Origin of the sequence: Aeromonas sp. 602396, assembly GCF_049173735.1 — a bacterium.
GTDB classification, from domain to species: domain Bacteria; phylum Pseudomonadota; class Gammaproteobacteria; order Enterobacterales; family Aeromonadaceae; genus Aeromonas; species Aeromonas veronii_A.
In genome coordinates this window covers 173,324-189,548 of record NZ_JAAKSD010000005.1, presented here as the reverse complement: position 1 = coordinate 189,548, position 16,225 = coordinate 173,324, and the positions used below count along the sequence as shown (strand labels likewise).

The 16,225-nt window shown below is 61.3% G+C and carries 12 protein-coding genes; 7 read left to right on the top strand and 5 right to left on the bottom strand.

What is annotated here, in order from left to right; all coding sequences use genetic code 11:
- Positions 1-141 precede the first annotated feature (141 nt).
- Positions 142-4,206: a pullulanase-type alpha-1,6-glucosidase gene (gene pulA / locus G5229_RS09005; protein ID WP_421208975.1), complete on the top strand. Its 4,065-nt coding sequence runs from the start codon at positions 142-144 to the stop codon at positions 4,204-4,206.
- A 210-nt stretch (positions 4,207-4,416) separates the two neighbouring features.
- Here pulA and G5229_RS09000 read toward each other — a convergent pair whose 3' ends face one another.
- Positions 4,417-6,864: a zinc/cadmium/mercury/lead-transporting ATPase gene (locus G5229_RS09000; protein ID WP_421208974.1), complete on the bottom strand. Its 2,448-nt coding sequence runs from the start codon at positions 6,862-6,864 to the stop codon at positions 4,417-4,419.
- 184 nt (positions 6,865-7,048) lie between these two features.
- On the opposite strand from G5229_RS09000, the gene tpx reads away from it, so the two are divergent.
- Positions 7,049-7,549 (top strand): thiol peroxidase, encoded by a 501-nt coding sequence (tpx, locus tag G5229_RS08995; RefSeq protein WP_021230929.1) that lies wholly within the window; start codon positions 7,049-7,051, stop codon positions 7,547-7,549.
- Positions 7,550-7,607: 58 nt separating this feature from the next.
- On the opposite strand, the gene G5229_RS08990 is transcribed toward tpx, so the two are convergent.
- Positions 7,608-8,435 carry a transporter substrate-binding domain-containing protein gene (locus G5229_RS08990; RefSeq protein WP_100646827.1) on the bottom strand — a complete coding sequence of 276 codons (828 nt, stop codon included), beginning with the start codon at positions 8,433-8,435 and terminating at the stop codon, positions 7,608-7,610.
- Between the two features lie 145 nt (positions 8,436-8,580).
- Here G5229_RS08990 and G5229_RS08985 point away from each other — a divergent pair, with 145 nt between their 5' ends.
- Positions 8,581-9,810, top strand: coding sequence for a DEAD/DEAH box helicase (locus G5229_RS08985; RefSeq protein ID WP_216952834.1), 1,230 nt, complete (start codon positions 8,581-8,583; stop codon positions 9,808-9,810).
- A 3-nt stretch (positions 9,811-9,813) separates the two neighbouring features.
- Here the strand turns inward: G5229_RS08985 and G5229_RS08980 are convergent, their stop codons facing one another.
- Positions 9,814-10,644 carry a CPBP family intramembrane glutamic endopeptidase gene (locus G5229_RS08980; RefSeq protein ID WP_227341890.1) on the bottom strand — a complete coding sequence of 277 codons (831 nt, stop codon included), beginning with the start codon at positions 10,642-10,644 and terminating at the stop codon, positions 9,814-9,816.
- Positions 10,645-10,806: 162 nt separating this feature from the next.
- On the opposite strand from G5229_RS08980, the gene G5229_RS08975 reads away from it, so the two are divergent.
- Positions 10,807-11,511: a substrate-binding periplasmic protein gene (locus G5229_RS08975; protein WP_254204244.1), complete on the top strand. Its 705-nt coding sequence runs from the start codon at positions 10,807-10,809 to the stop codon at positions 11,509-11,511.
- 71 nt (positions 11,512-11,582) lie between these two features.
- On the opposite strand, the gene G5229_RS08970 is transcribed toward G5229_RS08975, so the two are convergent.
- Both G5229_RS08970 and G5229_RS08965 read right to left on the bottom strand, forming a co-directional pair.
- A complete protein-coding gene (locus G5229_RS08970; RefSeq protein ID WP_005348860.1) occupies positions 11,583-11,879 on the bottom strand; it encodes a hypothetical protein in 297 nt (98 codons plus the stop codon).
- Positions 11,880-11,945: 66 nt separating this feature from the next.
- Positions 11,946-12,320 carry a YacL family protein gene (locus G5229_RS08965; protein ID WP_031227767.1) on the bottom strand — a complete coding sequence of 125 codons (375 nt, stop codon included), beginning with the start codon at positions 12,318-12,320 and terminating at the stop codon, positions 11,946-11,948.
- Between the two features lie 209 nt (positions 12,321-12,529).
- Between G5229_RS08965 and G5229_RS08960 the strand changes: the two genes are divergently transcribed.
- The 3 genes from G5229_RS08960 (at position 12,530) to G5229_RS08950 (ending at position 16,169) form a co-directional block, all read left to right on the top strand.
- Positions 12,530-13,645 carry a sugar diacid recognition domain-containing protein gene (locus G5229_RS08960; protein WP_139442973.1) on the top strand — a complete coding sequence of 372 codons (1,116 nt, stop codon included), beginning with the start codon at positions 12,530-12,532 and terminating at the stop codon, positions 13,643-13,645.
- Between the two features lie 118 nt (positions 13,646-13,763).
- Positions 13,764-15,026, top strand: coding sequence for a GntP family permease (locus G5229_RS08955; RefSeq protein ID WP_108613298.1), 1,263 nt, complete (start codon positions 13,764-13,766; stop codon positions 15,024-15,026).
- Positions 15,027-15,035: 9 nt separating this feature from the next.
- Positions 15,036-16,169 (top strand): glycerate kinase, encoded by a 1,134-nt coding sequence (locus tag G5229_RS08950; protein WP_421208973.1) that lies wholly within the window; start codon positions 15,036-15,038, stop codon positions 16,167-16,169.
- Positions 16,170-16,225: the final 56 nt, after the last annotated feature.

The window sequence follows — 16,225 nt, the reverse complement described above, 5'->3', positions numbered from 1 at the left end:
AAACGTTATCTTGTTGAAACTGGATGGTTTTTTTGCCCTCTCGCTCACATTTGAATCGATTGCCGCTGATTAATATGGCACCGCCTGGCAATGACCGGGTGCTCGACTATCGAGACTAACTACAGCGGGAATTATAAAAATATGGATATGAAAAAGACCAAAGTGGCGCTGGTAACAGCCTCACTGCTCGCGCTTTTGTCTGGCTGTAATGACAACAGCTCTGATGCCTCCGGTGTGAACCCCGTCCCCCCTACACCGCCTACACCTGAAGTCACCGATGGGCCTGTCGCTCGTCTGCCCAAGATGGATCCCCCGAAAGAGTTGCTGGTCGCCGGCGATAATCAGGTGGTCATTGCACTGGTGGATACCCAGTCGGCAGCCAAAGGGGCCAAGGCACCGTTTGACAGCTACAGCCTGCACCTTTGGAACAACGACGCCTGCAAGGCAACGGCAGATAGCGGTCTGAATACCGGGTGGGATGACAAGAGCAAGACACCGGCCACCGCCGACAGCTTTGGTCCGGCCTGGCTCGTACCGCTCAATAAGGTGGAAGGGTGCATCAACTTTATCGCCCGCAACGGCGATCTGGCCAACCTGACCGGCAGCGATATGAAGGTGATCTTCAGTGAGCACCCGGATCGCACCGTGGCCATCGTTGCAGGCAAGAAAGATCTGTTTGGCAGCCGTGCCGAAGCCTTTACCGCCGCCTTTGGCGTGGCGGGGGCCAGCGCTCATCTGATCGATGGCAATACCCTGATTTGGCAAGGGGGCAAAGACAAGCCCCACGTTCGCCTCTATTACACCGACTCGGGCACCATCAAGGCCAATGCCGATGGGGTGTTCGATTTCCCCTATATCAGCCTGACCGCGACCAGCCTGACTGCCGAGCAGCAGGCCAAATATCCGCACCTCAAGGATGCGGCCGCCTTCGCCCTGCCTGCCGGTAAAGATCTCAAGCCCCTGCTCAAGGGGGAACTGGTGGCTATCGGCACTGATGCCGACGGTATCCTGCAGGGGGCGACCCTGGTGCAGAGCGCCGGCGCTCTCGATGCGCTCTATGCCCCAGAGGCGACCAAGCTGAGCTATGGCGCAGTGGTAGAGGGTAACCGGGTGACCTTCCGCCTCTGGGCGCCGACCGCCAAGTCGGTCAAGTTGGCCCTCTACAACGCCAGCCACCAGAAGAGTGGTGAGGTGGCCATGACTTTCGACAGCGCCAGCGGCAGCTGGAGTTACGAAGGGGGCAGTGAGCTGATCGGCCAGTTCTATCGCTACGATATGGAGGTCTACCATCCGCTGAGCCGCAAGGTTGAGCACTACGAGGTGACCGATCCCTACTCCCTGAGTCTGGCGATGAACTCCGAGTTCAGTCAGGTAGTGGATCTCGACGATCCGGCCCTGAAACCGGAAGGGTGGGACAGCCTCAAGGCGCCCCACAGCCAGCAGAACCCCGCCGATATCACCATCTATGAGGCCCATGTTCGTGACCTGACCGGTAACGATGCCTCCACCGATGAAGAGAAGCGCGGCAAGTTTGTCGGCCTGACCCAGCCCGACTCTGTACCGGTCAACCATCTGAAAGCGCTGGCAAAGAGCGGCGTCAGCCACTTGCACCTGCTGCCGGTGTTCGATATCGCCACCGTCAACGAGGATCCGGCCAAGGTGGCCAATCTCGGCGATGACTTCAGCAAGCTCTGTCAGGTCAATCCGGATGTGAAAACATCCAAATTTGGTGGCTATTGCGGTGGCGGCCAGACCGTGGGAGATGTGCTGGCCGACCTGCAAGGGGGCGACAGCAAGGATAATCCGCAGGTGCAGGAGCTATCCGGTTACCTGCGCGGCGTCGACTCCTTCAACTGGGGTTATGATCCCTACCACTACACCACGCCGGAAGGCTCCTACGCCACCAACGCCGAGGGCACCAAACGTATTCTGGAGTTCCGCGAGATGGTCAAGGCCATCAAGCAGAACATCGGCATGAACGTGGTGATGGATGTGGTCTACAACCATACCAACGAATCCGGGCTCGGCCCCAAGTCGGTGCTCGACAAGATAGTGCCTTGGTACTATCAGCGCCTCAATCCGGAGACCGGCTCGGTGGAGAACTCCACTTGCTGCTCCAACACGGCGCCGGAACACGCCATGTTTGCCAAGCTGATGGATGACTCCCTGGTCACCTGGGCGCGCGACTACAAGATCGACGCCTTCCGCTTCGACCTGATGGGCCACCATCCGAAAGATCAGATGGTGCAGGCGCTGGCCGCGGTGAAGAAGGTCAATCCCGAGATGTACTTCTACGGCGAGGGGTGGAACTTCGGCGAAGTGCAGGATGACAAGCGCTTCGTGCAGGCTACCCAGAAGCATCTGGGCGGTACCGGTATCGGCTCCTTCTCCGATCGCTTGCGCGATGCGGTGCGCGGCGGCAGTCCGTTCGACGGTGGCGATACCATTCGCAAGACCCAGGGCTTTGGCAACGGTGCCTTCGTCGATCCTAACGAAATGAGCAAGGTGGATCTGGCGACGGCCTTGCACCAGTCCGATCTGGTGCGGCTCGGCATGGCGGGCAACCTCAAGGAGTTCGTGCTGACCGACAAGGATGGCATGCCGAAGAAAGGCGCCGAGATCGACTACAACGGTCAGCCTGCCGGTTATGCCCAGGATCCGGTGGAAGTGCAGAACTATGTCGACAAGCACGACAACCAGACCCTGTTCGACAACCTGATCTACAAGGCGCCTGCCGGAGCCGATCTGGTGCGGATGCAGGGGGTCTCGCTGGCGACTGCCATGCTGGGTCAGGGCATTCCCTTCACCCACGCCGGTGTCGAGCTGCTGCGTTCCAAATCCATGGAGCGGGACAGCTATGACTCGGGCGACTGGTACAACAAGGTCGACTACACCCTGGGCGACAACAACTTCGACAAGGGATTGCCGCGCAAGGACAAGGATGGCGACAACTATCCACTGATCGAGCAGGTGCTCGGCAAGCATGCCAAGCCGGGCTCGGCCGAGATGGCGCAGATGGTGAGCTTCTATCAGGAGCTGGCGGAGCTGCGCAACTCATCCCGCCTGCTGCGTCTGGGCAGTGGCGCCGAGGTGATCAAGCGGGTCGACTTCCGCAATACCGGCCCGGATCAGGTGCCGGGCCTTATCGTCATGACTGTGGATGATGGCGTCAGTGCCGGAGCGGATCTGGATCCGGCCATCGACGGTCTGGTGGTGATGATCAACGCCAGCAACCAGAGCCAGAGCATCGGCGACTTCCGTGACGGTAACGATCAGCCGATCGATCTGAGCGGTATGGTGCTAAGCAGCAAGCATCGCGCAGTCGACAGCATCGCCAGCGGCGCCGCCTATGATAACGGCCAGCTGACGCTGGGGGCCTGGTCTGCCGCTGTGTTCGTCAAGCCGCAGTCTGGTGCACAGGGTGCGGGCCTGCCGGTCAGCAAGAAGACCGACCTGAGCACCCTGCCACCGTTTGGCAACACCGATGTTTATCTGAAGGGGTTCCTCGATGAGTGGGGCAACACCAACCAGATGACCTTCAGCGGCAACTTTATGTACGAGTTCACTACCGAGGTGAGCACCGACAAGCTGGGTACCACCAACGTCAAGATCGCTGACGCCAGCTGGGGGCCGGTCAACTACGGCAGCTGTAACGCCGGTGACAAGCTGGTGGTTGGCACTCCGCTGACCCTTTGCAAGGGGGGAGAAACCGGCAATATCGGTGTCGATCTGGCCAAGGCAGGCAGCTACAAGTTTGTCTTTACCGCCATGAACAAGGACAAACCGACCCTGAGCGTCAGCTTCACCGAGCCTGTGCAGAGCTGCAAGGTGCTGGATACGGTGGCGGGCAATCCGCTTGGCTACAACCTCTTCGTCAAGGGTGAGCTCTCCGGCTGGGGAGCCCAACCTCAGTACCAGCTGAGCTACAAGGGGATGGACGGCGATCTCGCCATCTATCAGGCGGCGTTCAACTACGCTGGCAGCACCGAGTTCAAGGTCGCCAACGAGGACTGGAGCAAGGAGTACCTGCTCAACGGTGGCGGCGCGGTGAACGCTGAAACCGGCTATTCGTTCGCCTTCTCCAAGGGGGGCAGTGCCAATAACAGCATCACCCTGCCGCAGGGGCTGTGGAGTGTGCTGGTGAAGGTTGACCCGGCTGGCGTCAAGGCGGGCACAGCCGTCATTCAGGAGTGCAGCGTCAAGTAAGCAAGCCATTGAGTCCGGGGGATGGCTCGGCGCCCCCGGGTTGAATTCCACCTTGCCAAGGGTGGGATAACTCCGAGAGAGTAAGCAAAGCGCGACTGCCGACCGGCAGGCGCGCTTTTTCTTTTACGGGGTGCCGTGAGAGAAATGAGAGGAAAAAGAAAAGCCGTCCCGGTTGGGGGACGGCTTTTGGCTGGGATGCTATCGGCTGGCTTAACGCTTGCGCAGCAGCCGCAAGGCGTTGGCGGTCACCAGCGCTGTGGCGCCGGTATCGGCCAGCACCGCAATCCACAGACCGGTGATGCCGAGCAGGCTGGTGACCAGGAAGATGGCCTTCAGCCCCAGCGCCAGCGCGATATTCTGGTGAATATTGGCCAGTGCCGCCCGCGACAGCCGGATCATCGCGGCAATACCGCCGAGCTGGTTGTGGGTCAGCGCCGCATCTGCCGTCTCCAGCGCCACATCGGTGCCGCCCCCCATGGCTATGCCGATACTGGCCCGCTTCATGGCGGGGGCATCGTTGATGCCATCGCCGATCATCGCGACTTTCTGCGAGCTGGCGAGCTTGGCAATTTCATTGACCTTGCCCTCCGGCAGCAGACCGGCGCGCCAGCCCATGCCCAGCTCGGTGGCGATCGCCTCGGCGGCACGGGGGTTATCCCCGGTTAACATGATGCTGTTGAGCCCGAGTCGGTTGAGCTCTTGCAGCGCGGCTGCCGCCTCCGGCCGGATCTGATCCCGCAGCGCCAGCAGGGCGACCGGCAGCGCTTGGTCGCCGCTGCTCTGGCAGAGCACCACGACGGTCTTGCCCTGCCGCTCCAGCGAAGCAATCCGGGTTTGCTGTTCCACATTCAGGGTCGCCACTCGGCTCGGTGCCAGCAGTTGCCACAGTTGACCGTTGATGCGTCCCTCAACCCCCATGCCCGGCAGTGCGCGCAGGTCGCGAGCCTCCGCCAGCGTCAGCCCCTGTTCGGTCGCGTTGGCGACCACTGCGCGGGCCAGCGGGTGGTGGGAGCCCTGCTCGATGGCAGCCGCCAGTGCCAGCAACTCGGTCTCCGGTTGGCCATTGAGGCTCACCAGCTCGGTCAGTTGCGGCTTGCCCAGGGTCAGGGTGCCAGTCTTGTCAAAGGCGACGGTGTCGATATGGGCCAGTCGCTCCAGTGCGGCCCCCCCCTTGATCAGCGCCCCCTGACGGGTTGCGGCGGCCAGCGCCGAGGTGACCGCTGCCGGGGTGGAGATGACCAGCGCGCAGGGGCAGCCAATGAGCAGCAGCGCCAGCCCGCGATAGATCCACTCGTCCCAGCTCTGGCCGAAGGCAAGGGGCGGCATCAGCACCACCAGCAGGGCGACCAGCATCATGGCCGGGGTGTACCAGCGGCTGAAGCGGTCGATAAAGCGCTCGATGGGCGCGCGCTGGCTTTCGGCCTCCTCGATGAGGTGCAGAATGCGGTCGATGGCGTTGTTGCCGGGCTCGGAGACGACTTCAAGGCGCAGTACCCGATCGGCCGCCAGACTGCCGGCCGGCACCTTGTCACCCTGACGGCGTTCCACCGGAATAGACTCACCGGTCAGGGCGCTCTCGTCAAACGCACCGAGTTCATCGAGCAGGCGGGCGTCGGCAGGTAGACGGGCACCCGGGGCGATTTCGATGATATCGCCGGGACGCAGCTCATCGGCGGCGACCTCTTCCCGCACCTCGCCCTCGGCAGTGGTACGGATGCGCAGCGCCTTGTCGGGCACCAGCGCCATCAGGGCGGTCACTCCGGCCCGGGCGCGTCCGGCGGCGTAGGCCTCCAGATGCTCGCCCAACATGAACAGCAGCAGCACCATGGCCGCTTCGGCGGTTTCGCCGAGAAACAGGGCGCCCAGGGCGGCGACCGTCATCAGGGTCTCGATGGCGAAGGGGGAGCCGCTTTTGGTCAGCGCCCACGCCTTGCGGGAGATGGGCCACAGCCCCCAGAGGGTCGCCAGGGTAAAGAGCGGCTGACCGAACTCTTTCGGCAGCAGGGCGGCGACCAGCATCAGACTGGCCAGTGACAGGGGCTGCCAATATTTGCCCAAAAAGTTACCGAATAGATTGCCTTGCAGGGGCTGTTGTGAAGCTTGCTTACGGCCAGCTGCCTGCTTGTCAGCACTTTCCCCCTTGAGCTGGAAACCGGCGGCCAGCACAGCGGCGGTGACGGGATCGGGGGAGAGGCCTGGGGCCAGATCCACCACCAGCTTCTCGGTGGCAAACAACACGCGTGCCTGCTGCACGCCGCTCACCCGGCTGACGGCGGTCTCGATCTTGCGGGCGCAGCTGGGGCAATCCATCCCCAACACCTGCCAGCTGTGGCGACTGTTGCCTTGCACAGGCGCAATCAGCGGGTCGGCAGGTGGCATATCGTGCTCGTGATCATGTTCATGATCGTGAGCCGGCGATAAGGGTGCACTGCAGCACGCTTTATCGTGGCAACTTCCTCGGGGAGGCTCTTCATCCCCGGGTGATTCATTGCCGTCACGGGATGCGTGCTCATGAGGCTTCGGGGTTGAACAGCAACTGACGGGCGTGGTGTTGTCGCAGCAGTTGCTATCGTGGTGATGCTCACTCTGGCCGGGGGCCGCCTTGCTGACGGCTTTGATGGGGGCGGCGTGCTGATGATTGCAGCAGGATTTGCTCATGATGAGTCCCTCTTGATGGATCCCGCCCCTGCGAGATCCCTGATTACCGAGGAGGAGTCTAAACCTTGGTGTTAAGTCCAAGGTCAACCCCTTTATATCCCTTGTCTTCGCGGGTGTTTGTCTGGTCCCGCCGCCCCTATACTGATCACTCGGATTTTTACTACACCAATAAAGGACATAACACATGAGCAACTCAGTCACTCTACAAGGCAACCCGGTTTCCGTCGCTGGTCACTTCCCGGTCGCCGGTGAGCAAGCCAAGCCCTTCTCCCTGGTGGCCAAGGATCTTTCCGACGTGACCCTGGCAAGCTTTGCCGGTCAGCGCAAAATCCTGAATATTTTCCCGAGCGTCGATACTCCCACCTGCGCGACCTCTGTGCGCAAGTTCAACGAGCAGGCCAGCGCGCTGGATAACACTGTCGTGCTGTGCATCTCCGCCGATCTGCCGTTCGCCCAGTCCCGCTTCTGCGGCGCCGAAGGTCTGGACAAGGTAGTGACCCTCTCCACCCTGCGCGGTGCGGCCTTTATGGAAGATTACGGCGTTGCCTTCTCTTCCGGCCCGCTGGTAGGTCTGACCGCTCGCGCCATCGTGGTACTGGATGGTGACAACAAGGTGCTGCACAGTGAGCTGGTCGCAGAAGTGGCCGACGAGCCGAACTACGCCGCTGCGCTGGCCGTGCTGTAAGGCTGCAAGCCATAAAAAATCCCGCTTCGGCGGGATTTTTTATGCGGGAATTGTCTGTTCAGGGTGTTGCGGGCGGGGTGGTCGCCGGTTCAGCCTTGGCGGGTGGGGAGGGTTGCCACTCCACATAGGGGCGGTGGATCTTCTCGTAGATCTCGGCCAGTTTGCCGGTGGCGGCGAGTTGCTCAATGGAACGACTTAAAAATTCGTCTATTTCATCCCCGCTCCCCCCTTTCTGGATGATGAAGACATCCTCGAAATCACCAAAGAATTCACGGCGAATATTGGTCAGCTTCAGATTTTTCAGCATCAGGTCCGCCTCTTCTTGTGCCCAGACAAAGGCGTCTATGCGACCCCGAGACAGTTTGCGCAGTGACTGCTCGATACTCATCGAGCGCTGTACCGAGAAGGGCATATAGTCGGGAACGGCTTCAATCAGCAGATCCCGTTTGGTGGGCACTATGCCATAGGCCATATCTGTGGTGACCGGATGGGCAGTATTGCTGTAAATCACATGGGCCACCTTGCCAAAGCTGCGGGTACTGAAACGGTAGGGGAGCATATCGACCTCCCTGAGATTGCGGATGGCGGGCAGACCGAGATCTGCCTTGCCAGCGATCACTCCGGCCATGGCCCGGGCGATGGGATAGATGGTGATCCTGATGGTCACATCGGGATGAAGATCGTCGATGGCGCGCACTAAATCAACGAAAGGTCCTGTCTTGTCGGCATTGATCAGTCCCGGCAGCTCACCGAGATGCGCGTTAAGAGTACGCACCGGTTTGGCCTGTTCGGCCGCACTGTCGCTCGCCGTGCTGCCGGACAGGCCGAGCGAGATGCTGCCAAGCAGCGCACTGGTCAGCAGCAGGATGGGGATGTGTCTGGTCATGACAGTTTTCTCTGTGATGGGTCAGCTCAAGTGTAGTCAGCCCGTTGCAATCCCCCCCTTGGCCTGGCCATCATTGATAGGGTTTTACTTCTCGGCCCCCGCTCACTAGACTTCGCCTCCCACTTCTCTTTGTTAACGTAGCGCCATGACCTTTCGCGAACTTGCCCTCCATCCCGCTCTGCTGGCCTCTTTGCCCGCCACCTTGCAGACGCCGACCCGCATCCAGCAGCTGGCGATTCCGGCGGCGTTGGCGGGGCAGGATCTGCTGGCACTGGCCCAGACCGGCAGCGGCAAGACGCTGGCGTTTGGTTTGCCGCTGCTGCAACGGCTGGATCCTGCCTCCAGCCAGGTGCAGGGTCTGGTGCTGGTGCCAACCCGCGAGCTGGCGATTCAGGTATCTGCCGCGCTTAAAGAGGGGGCCGAGGCGCTGGGATTGTGCATCGTGACGTTGTGTGGGGGCGTTGCGCAGGAGCGGCAACAGGCCGAACTGGCGCAGGGGCCACAGCTGCTGGTGGCTACACCCGGGCGGTTGCGGGATCTGCTGACCCAACAGTTGCTGGGGCTGGATGGTCTGCAGCTGCTGGTGCTGGATGAGGCGGATCGCCTGCTGGAGATGGGCTTTGCTCCCGACATCAAGGCGCTGCTCGGCTTTATTCCGGCGGATCGCCAGACCCTGTTCTTCTCCGCCACCTTGCCTGCCGAGCTGGAGGCGCTGGCCAACGGCCTGCTGCGTGAGCCAACCCGTATCGAGGCCACACCCCTCAACAGCGTGGTGAACGAGATCGAAGAGCGACTCTATCTGGTCAACAAGAGCAGCAAGGTGCCGGCGCTCATCAGCCTGCTCAAGGAGCAGGCGTGGCCGCAGGTGCTGGTCTTTATCAGTGCGCGGGATGATGCCGACGGGGTCGCCAGAAAGCTGGCCAAGGCGGGCATTGCGGTGGCTGCTCTCCATGGCGAGAAGGAGCAGGCGGTGCGCGAGCAGGCGCTCAATGATTTCAAGGAGGGTCGGGTGCGGGTGCTGGTGGCCACCGACCTGATGGCGCGCGGCATCCATGTGGAGGCGCTGCCGCTGGTGATCAATCTGGACTTGCCCGCCAGTGCCCCTGTCTACGTTCACCGCATCGGGCGTACCGCCAGGGCTGGCCGCGAGGGGTTGGCCATCTCGCTGGTTTGTCATGGCGAGAGTGACATGCTGCAAGCCATCCGCACCCTGACCGGCCGCGAGCTGCCGCTGGGAGATCTGGCGGGATTCCCGGTCACCGACCAGCCTGCCAGCGGGGAGGGCAAACGCCCCCCTCGTGACAAGCAGGCCAATCGCCGTACTCAGGCCAAACGCAGCGTCAAGCAGTTCAAGGGCAAGACGCCGCGCAGTTGACCGTCAGGCTCTGGCCAGCGGGTAGGTGAAGAGCACCAGATGGGCGAAGTTGAAGGCGAAGTGGATCAGGATGGCCACGGAGAGTCGCCCGCTGAGCTGGAATACCAAGCCGTAGCAGCAGCCTGCCAGGGTCGCAAACAGCGCCAGCAGTGGGCCACCGGGCAGGTGGATGGCTCCGAACAGTAGCGCGGCCACGATGATGCCAATCCAGGGGCGGTAACGCTCGGTCAGCCCCTGCTGAATAGCGCCTCGAAACAGCGCCTCTTCCGCCACGCAGGTGAACAGCAGGTTGTTGAGTGCAAACAGCCACCACCAGTGGGGCAGACCCACTTCCGGTTTCAGTGCCCCCAACTGCCAGGCGATGACCAGCAGGGCACCCAGCGGCAGCAGTAACAGAGCCAGCGGACGCCAGCGGATAGCGCCTCCCTTACCAAGCAGCGTCGGACAGGCCAGCAGCAGCCCAAAGAAGAGCAGTGGCTTGTCGAGGTTCAGATACATGTTGAATGGCACACTGGCGGGGCCTGCCAGTACCTGATCCAGCACCTTGAGATTGCTGAAACCGGGGATCAGGTGCAGGGTCAGTGCCACCGCCCATGCCAGCAGGGCTGACCATGCGAGGGGGCGGCTATGGCCGGAGAAGGTGGGCAGACGCCAGGCCAGCAGCAGGGCTGCCAGCGTCACCAGCAGTGCGGTCGTGGTGATGCGATCCAGCCAGAGCGCCAGCAGCAGAGCCACAGCAAGCAGCAGGAAACCTGGCAGGCGTTGGCGTGCCATACAGAGCAGGGTGGCCAGTGCCAGTGCTGCCCAGATCAGTATGTCAGGTAGGGGTAACATCGGAACTCCTCTGTAATAAAAGCGCTGCACCTTAGCAGGGGCGTTGGCGCAAAGGCAACCAGACCGGGTTATTTGGGTCAGCCTCCTATACTGAACTGGAGAGTAAAGAGAGGGATGGCGATGAAGCACTATGGCTGGTTGTTCTGTTGTTGGTGTGGATGGTTGTCATGCGCCCCCCTGTCGCTGGTAACCGGAGATTTTTCGCCCTATTCCGGGGCCGGGCTGCCTGATGGTGGGCAGAGCACCCGGCTGGTGACGACCCTGCTGCGCGAGGCTGGCTATGACGAGCTGAAGGTGGATTACCTGCCATGGAACCGGGGCTACGAGCTGGTTCGCAACGGCCTGGCATCCGCCACCTTCCCTTATGCCTGGACGCGTGAGCGAGCCAAGCTGTTCTATTACAGCGCCCCCATTCATATCGATCACCTCTCCTGGTTCACCTATCGTGGCAGTGATGCGGTACTCGATGGCAAGTGGCAGGGGTTGAGAGTCTGTATTCCCGCCAGCTGGAGCACCAGTCACGCAGATGAGGTGATTGCCCGTTTTTCATTGCGGCTCACTCGCCCCAAGAGTTTGGTGCAATGTCTGCAACTGCTTGAGCGGAAACGGGTTGATCTGATGCCGATGAATGATGCGGTGACGGCGGACGCCAGCATGCAGGTGTTCGGCGACCCGAACTATCTGCAACCGCTCCCCTATTTTCGCCAGCGGGATACCTTCTATTTGCTGGTGTCGCGCAAGATGCAAAATGGACGCGAACTGATAGAACGCTTCAACGAAGCCTTGGCTGCGGCACGTGCCAGTGGCCATTACGACCAACTGGTTCCCTGGGGACAGCCACGTCTGCTGCGCTGTGAGCAACCCTGAGTCAGAGCAGATTGGCACCAATTAAAAAGCCGGAGCAGTGGCTCCGGCTTTCTTTATGCCTTCAGGGGCGATTAGCGGCCTGATTCTGCGATCACGCGTGCGATGATATCGGCGCGCTTGCCGGCTTCCAGTTCGCCCAGGGCGATCAGGCCAGCCTTGAAGATGACGTTCTTCGGCAGGCTGACGTCGTCCAGCGTGGCGATCGCTTCAACGTGCATGCCGTTCAGACGGCTGGCATCGCGCGGGCTCAGGTTGACCTGAGTGTTCATCACCTGCTTGCCTTTCTTCTTGGCAGGTGCAGCCGCTTTCTTGGTGGATTCCTGTTCTTCGTCTTCCGGCAGTTCGTCATCAAAATCGTAAATAGACATAGTCAATCCTGTTGAGTTAGGCAAAAGGGCACGTTTGCCCGACATAGTAATCCGACATTGGGTCAATCAGCCCATATCCTCGTTACGGATAAAGGCGCGCCAGGAGCCGAGCACCTGGGCAAAATCTTCCAGCCCGCACATGGCCAGCTGTTCATCATCGTAGTAGGCGAGATCGTCAAGATCCTCACCCAGCTCGATATTGAGGGCGTTGGCTTTCACCTCCGCCTCTTCATGGGTCAGCAGCAGGGAGTAGTCACCGCCGTTGAGCCGGTATTCGACTCGGGTGCGGTTGGAGAGCTGATCAATGATGGAGAAGAGCTCGTCGAGCTTCTCCTCATCCTTGCCAACCTCGTCGATCAGCCACTGACCGATGGCTTCATGGCCCATGGAGAACCGGGCGCGATAGCCACCAAACGGGTCGCGGCGAAATTCATAATCCATAGCACAGTCCAGATCGGAGGGATGGGCCAGCACGGGCAGGCGGGTGCAAGCACGCAATTCCTGCTCCATGGCGGGGCACACATCGGGTAAAGTGGCCTATTCTAGCGATCCCCCTCTCGCTTGTCTTGATGATGTGGCATCTTTGCGCCCATGTGCCCTGAATCGCCTCGTGGTGACGTAGCCAGATCAGCCCCTTGTCCGGAGATGTTATGCAGCTAAACGATAACCTTGCCCGCCAGATCGTCGCGCGGGCGATGAAGATTCTCTCCTTTTCGGTCAACGTGATGGACGAACACGGTCTCATCATTGCGTCCGGCAATCCGGAGCGGATCCATCAGCGTCACGAAGGGGCCGTGCTGGCATTGACAGAAAACCGGGTGGTGGAGATCAGCGAAGCGACAGCCTTGCAGCTCAAAGGGGTGCGACCAGGCATCAATTTGCCCATCTCCTATCAGGGGGAGCTGATCGGGGTGATCGGCATCTCCGGCGATCCGGAGGAAGTGCGTGCTTACGCTGAGCTGGTGCGAATGACCGCCGAGCTGATCCTGGAGCAGGCGGCGCTCACCGAGCAGCTGCAGTGGGACAAGCGCCACAAGGAGGAGCTGGTGTTGCAGCTCATTCGTGGTGAGGGGCGAGTCGATCAATTGCAGCAGGCGGCCCGTTTTCTCGGACTGGAGTTGGCCCAGCCTCGGGTGGTGGCCGTGCTGGCGCTGGAGGAGGCGGATCCGGCTCGTCTGCGAGAGCTGGTCCATCAGCTGGAAAATCCGGAGCGGGACAATCTGGTCGCCATCAACGGGCTCGACGAGATAGTGGTGCTCAAACCGGCGCAGTTGAGTGAGGGCGTCTGGCAATCGGCGCAGGAGCGCAGCCGGATCAAGCAGTTGCTGGCCCGCATTCCCCACTTCAAGGTGCATATCGCGGTGGGCGATTACTTCGCCGGGATCGACGGGCTGGCGCGCTCTTACCAGACGGCGCGGGATACCCTGCGCCGTGGCATGCGGCAGGCGCCGCGCAAACAGGTCTACTTCTTTGAGGACTACCGTTTGCCGGTGCTGCTGGGGAGTCTGGCGGACTCCTGGCAAGCGGATCAGCTGCGCACACCGCTGCAGAAACTGGCCCGGGAAGATGGTAAAGGGGCGCTGCAGAAGACCCTGCGCCACTATTTCTTGCAGGATTGTGATCTGCATCGCTGTGCCGAAGCCCTGTTCATTCACCCCAATACCCTGCGCTATCGGCTGGGGAGGATAGAGCAGATAACCGGGTTGAATTTCAACAAGTTAGACGACAAATTTTTGCTCTATCTCGGCCTTAATCTCGACTTGTGATTGTAAAATTAGACAAAAAACTACTTTTACATGACACATTTTTTGGCTATTCAGCCAAAGCATTCTGATTGCAGATCTCCATAATGGCGGCCATTCACTCCCATTGAAGGTGTCCGTCATGATCCCGGTTACTGCCCTTGGCGCCATCGCGGCGCTCTCCATCGCCATCATCCTCATTTTGAAGAAGGTGCCGCCCGCTTACGGCATGATCGTGGGTGCCCTGGCCGGTGGTCTGATTGGCGGTGCCGATCTGACCCAGACCGTCGCCCTGATGATCGGCGGTGCCCAGGGGATCACCACTGCGGTGATGCGGATCCTGGCGGCCGGTGTACTGGCCGGCGTGTTGATCGAATCGGGTGCGGCCACCACTATCGCCGAGACTATCGTCAAGAAGCTGGGTGAAACCCGCGCCCTGCTGGCACTGGCGTTGGCAACCTTGATCCTGACTGCGGTCGGCGTATTCGTGGATGTGGCCGTTATCACGGTTGCCCCCATCGCGCTGGCTATCGCCCGCCGTGCCGATCTCTCCAAGGCGGCCATCCTGCTGGCGATGATCGGCGGCGGCAAGGCGGGCAACGTCATGTCCCCCAACCCCAACGCCATTGCCGCGGCTGATGCCTTCCATCTTCCCCTCACCTCTGTGATGGCGGCGGGTATCATCCCGGGTCTGTTCGGTCTGGTGATGGCCTACTGGTTGGCCAAGCGGCTGAACAACAAGGGCAGCAAGGTTGCCGCTGATGAGGTGGTGAGCTTTGCCGGTGCCAAGTTGCCGGGCTTTGCCGCCGCCATTAGTGCACCGCTGGTCGCCATCCTGCTGCTGGCTCTGCGCCCGGTTGCCGGTATCGTGGTGGATCCGCTGATTGCACTGCCCCTCGGTGGTCTGGTCGGCGCCCTGATGATGGGTAAATTCCGCAAGGTGAACCAGTTTGCGGTCTCCGGCCTCGCCCGCATGGCGCCGGTCGCCATCATGCTGCTGGGCACCGGAACCCTGGCGGGCATTATCGCCAACTCCGGCCTGAAAGATGTGCTGATCAGCGGCCTGACCGCCTCCGGTCTGCCTTCTTACCTGCTGGCGCCTATCTCCGGTGCCCTGATGTCGCTGGCGACTGCCTCGACTACCGCAGGTACCGTGGTGGCCTCCAACGTCTTCAGCTCCACCCTGATTGAACTGGGGATCAGCAGTCTGGCCGGGGCGGCGATGATCCATGCTGGTGCCACCGTGTTTGACCACATGCCCCACGGCTCCTTCTTCCATGCCACCGGTGGCAGCGTCCACATGGGCGTGGGCGAGCGACTCAAGCTTATCCCCTACGAAACTGCAGTCGGTCTGACCATTGCCACTGTCTCCACCCTGATGTTTGGCGTGTTTGGTCTCGCCTAAGGAATTGATATGAAAATTGTTATTGCCCCCGATTCATTCAAGGAGAGTCTGAGCGCCATGGCGGTGGCTGATGCCATCGAGGCCGGTTTCAAGCAGGTGCTGCCGAACGCCACCTACGTCAAATTGCCGATGGCCGATGGCGGCGAGGGCACGGTGCAATCGCTGGTCGATGCCACCGGTGGCCGGATCCTGCCGGTCGAAGTGACCGCGCCCCTTGGCAACAAGGTGCAGGGCTTCGTCGGCCTGCTGGGAGATGGCGAGCGCGCCGTCATCGAGATGGCTGCCGCCTCCGGCATCCATCTGGTGGCGCCCGAGCAGCGCAATCCGCTGCTCACCTCCAGCTTCGGCACCGGCGAGCTGATCCTGGCCGCGCTGGAGATGGGGGTGAAGCACCTTATTCTCGGTATCGGCGGCAGCGCCACCAATGACGGCGGTGCCGGCATGATCCAGGCGCTCGGCGGCAAGCTGCTCAAAGCGGATGGCTCTGCCATCGAGCTGGGTGGCGCCGGTCTTGCCGAACTCGCGACCATCGATCTTGGCGATCTGGATCCGCGTCTGGGTGAGCTGGTTATCGAGGTAGCGTGCGATGTGAACAACCCGCTCTGCGGCCCGAAAGGCGCCTCTGCGGTGTTTGGCCCGCAGAAGGGAGCGACCCCCGAGATGGTGGCGCAGCTCGATGCCAACCTTTCCCGTTATGCTGACTGCATCGAGCAGGCCCTTGGCTGCCGGGTGAAGGATATTCCGGGGGCGGGGGCTGCCGGTGGCATGGGTGCCGCGCTGGTCGGCCTGCTTGGTGCCGAGCTCAAGCCCGGCATCCAGATCGTCATCGAAGCGCTGAAACTGGCCGAGGAAGTGGCCGATGCGGATCTGGTTATCACCGGCGAAGGGCGCATCGACAGCCAGACCATCCATGGCAAGACGCCAATCGGTGTCGCACGTTGCGCCAAGCAGTTCGGCAAGCCGGTGATCGGTATCTCCGGTTGCCTGACCGACGATTGCGGTGTGGTACATGATCACGGGCTGGACGCGGTATTCGCCGTGGTCAACCGCGCCATGTCTCTGCCGGAGGCGCTGGAGAGCGCCAGCACCAATATTCAACTCACTGCGCGCAACGTAGCGGCGCTCTATCAGCTCAAGGGCTGATCCTGTTCGGCCGATGCGCCCCATCGGCCACTCAATATCCCCGTTTGGGGCATCTC

What these genes read in the sequence shown, in the direction of transcription:
- G5229_RS09000 (WP_421208974.1), bottom strand. Translation starts at nt 6,864, where the DNA reads ATGAGCAAATCCTGCTGCAATCATCAGCACGCCGCCCCCATCAAAGCC.
- pulA (WP_421208975.1), top strand. Translation starts at nt 142, where the DNA reads ATGGATATGAAAAAGACCAAAGTGGCGCTGGTAACAGCCTCACTGCTC.
- G5229_RS08970 (WP_005348860.1), bottom strand. Translation starts at nt 11,879, where the DNA reads ATGTCTATTTACGATTTTGATGACGAACTGCCGGAAGACGAAGAACAG.
- G5229_RS08985 (WP_216952834.1), top strand. Translation starts at nt 8,581, where the DNA reads ATGACCTTTCGCGAACTTGCCCTCCATCCCGCTCTGCTGGCCTCTTTG.
- G5229_RS08955 (WP_108613298.1), top strand. Translation starts at nt 13,764, where the DNA reads ATGATCCCGGTTACTGCCCTTGGCGCCATCGCGGCGCTCTCCATCGCC.
- G5229_RS08980 (WP_227341890.1), bottom strand. Translation starts at nt 10,644, where the DNA reads ATGTTACCCCTACCTGACATACTGATCTGGGCAGCACTGGCACTGGCC.
- G5229_RS08965 (WP_031227767.1), bottom strand. Translation starts at nt 12,320, where the DNA reads ATGGATTATGAATTTCGCCGCGACCCGTTTGGTGGCTATCGCGCCCGG.
- G5229_RS08990 (WP_100646827.1), bottom strand. Translation starts at nt 8,435, where the DNA reads ATGACCAGACACATCCCCATCCTGCTGCTGACCAGTGCGCTGCTTGGC.
- G5229_RS08950 (WP_421208973.1), top strand. Translation starts at nt 15,036, where the DNA reads ATGAAAATTGTTATTGCCCCCGATTCATTCAAGGAGAGTCTGAGCGCC.
- tpx (WP_021230929.1), top strand. Translation starts at nt 7,049, where the DNA reads ATGAGCAACTCAGTCACTCTACAAGGCAACCCGGTTTCCGTCGCTGGT.
- G5229_RS08960 (WP_139442973.1), top strand. Translation starts at nt 12,530, where the DNA reads ATGCAGCTAAACGATAACCTTGCCCGCCAGATCGTCGCGCGGGCGATG.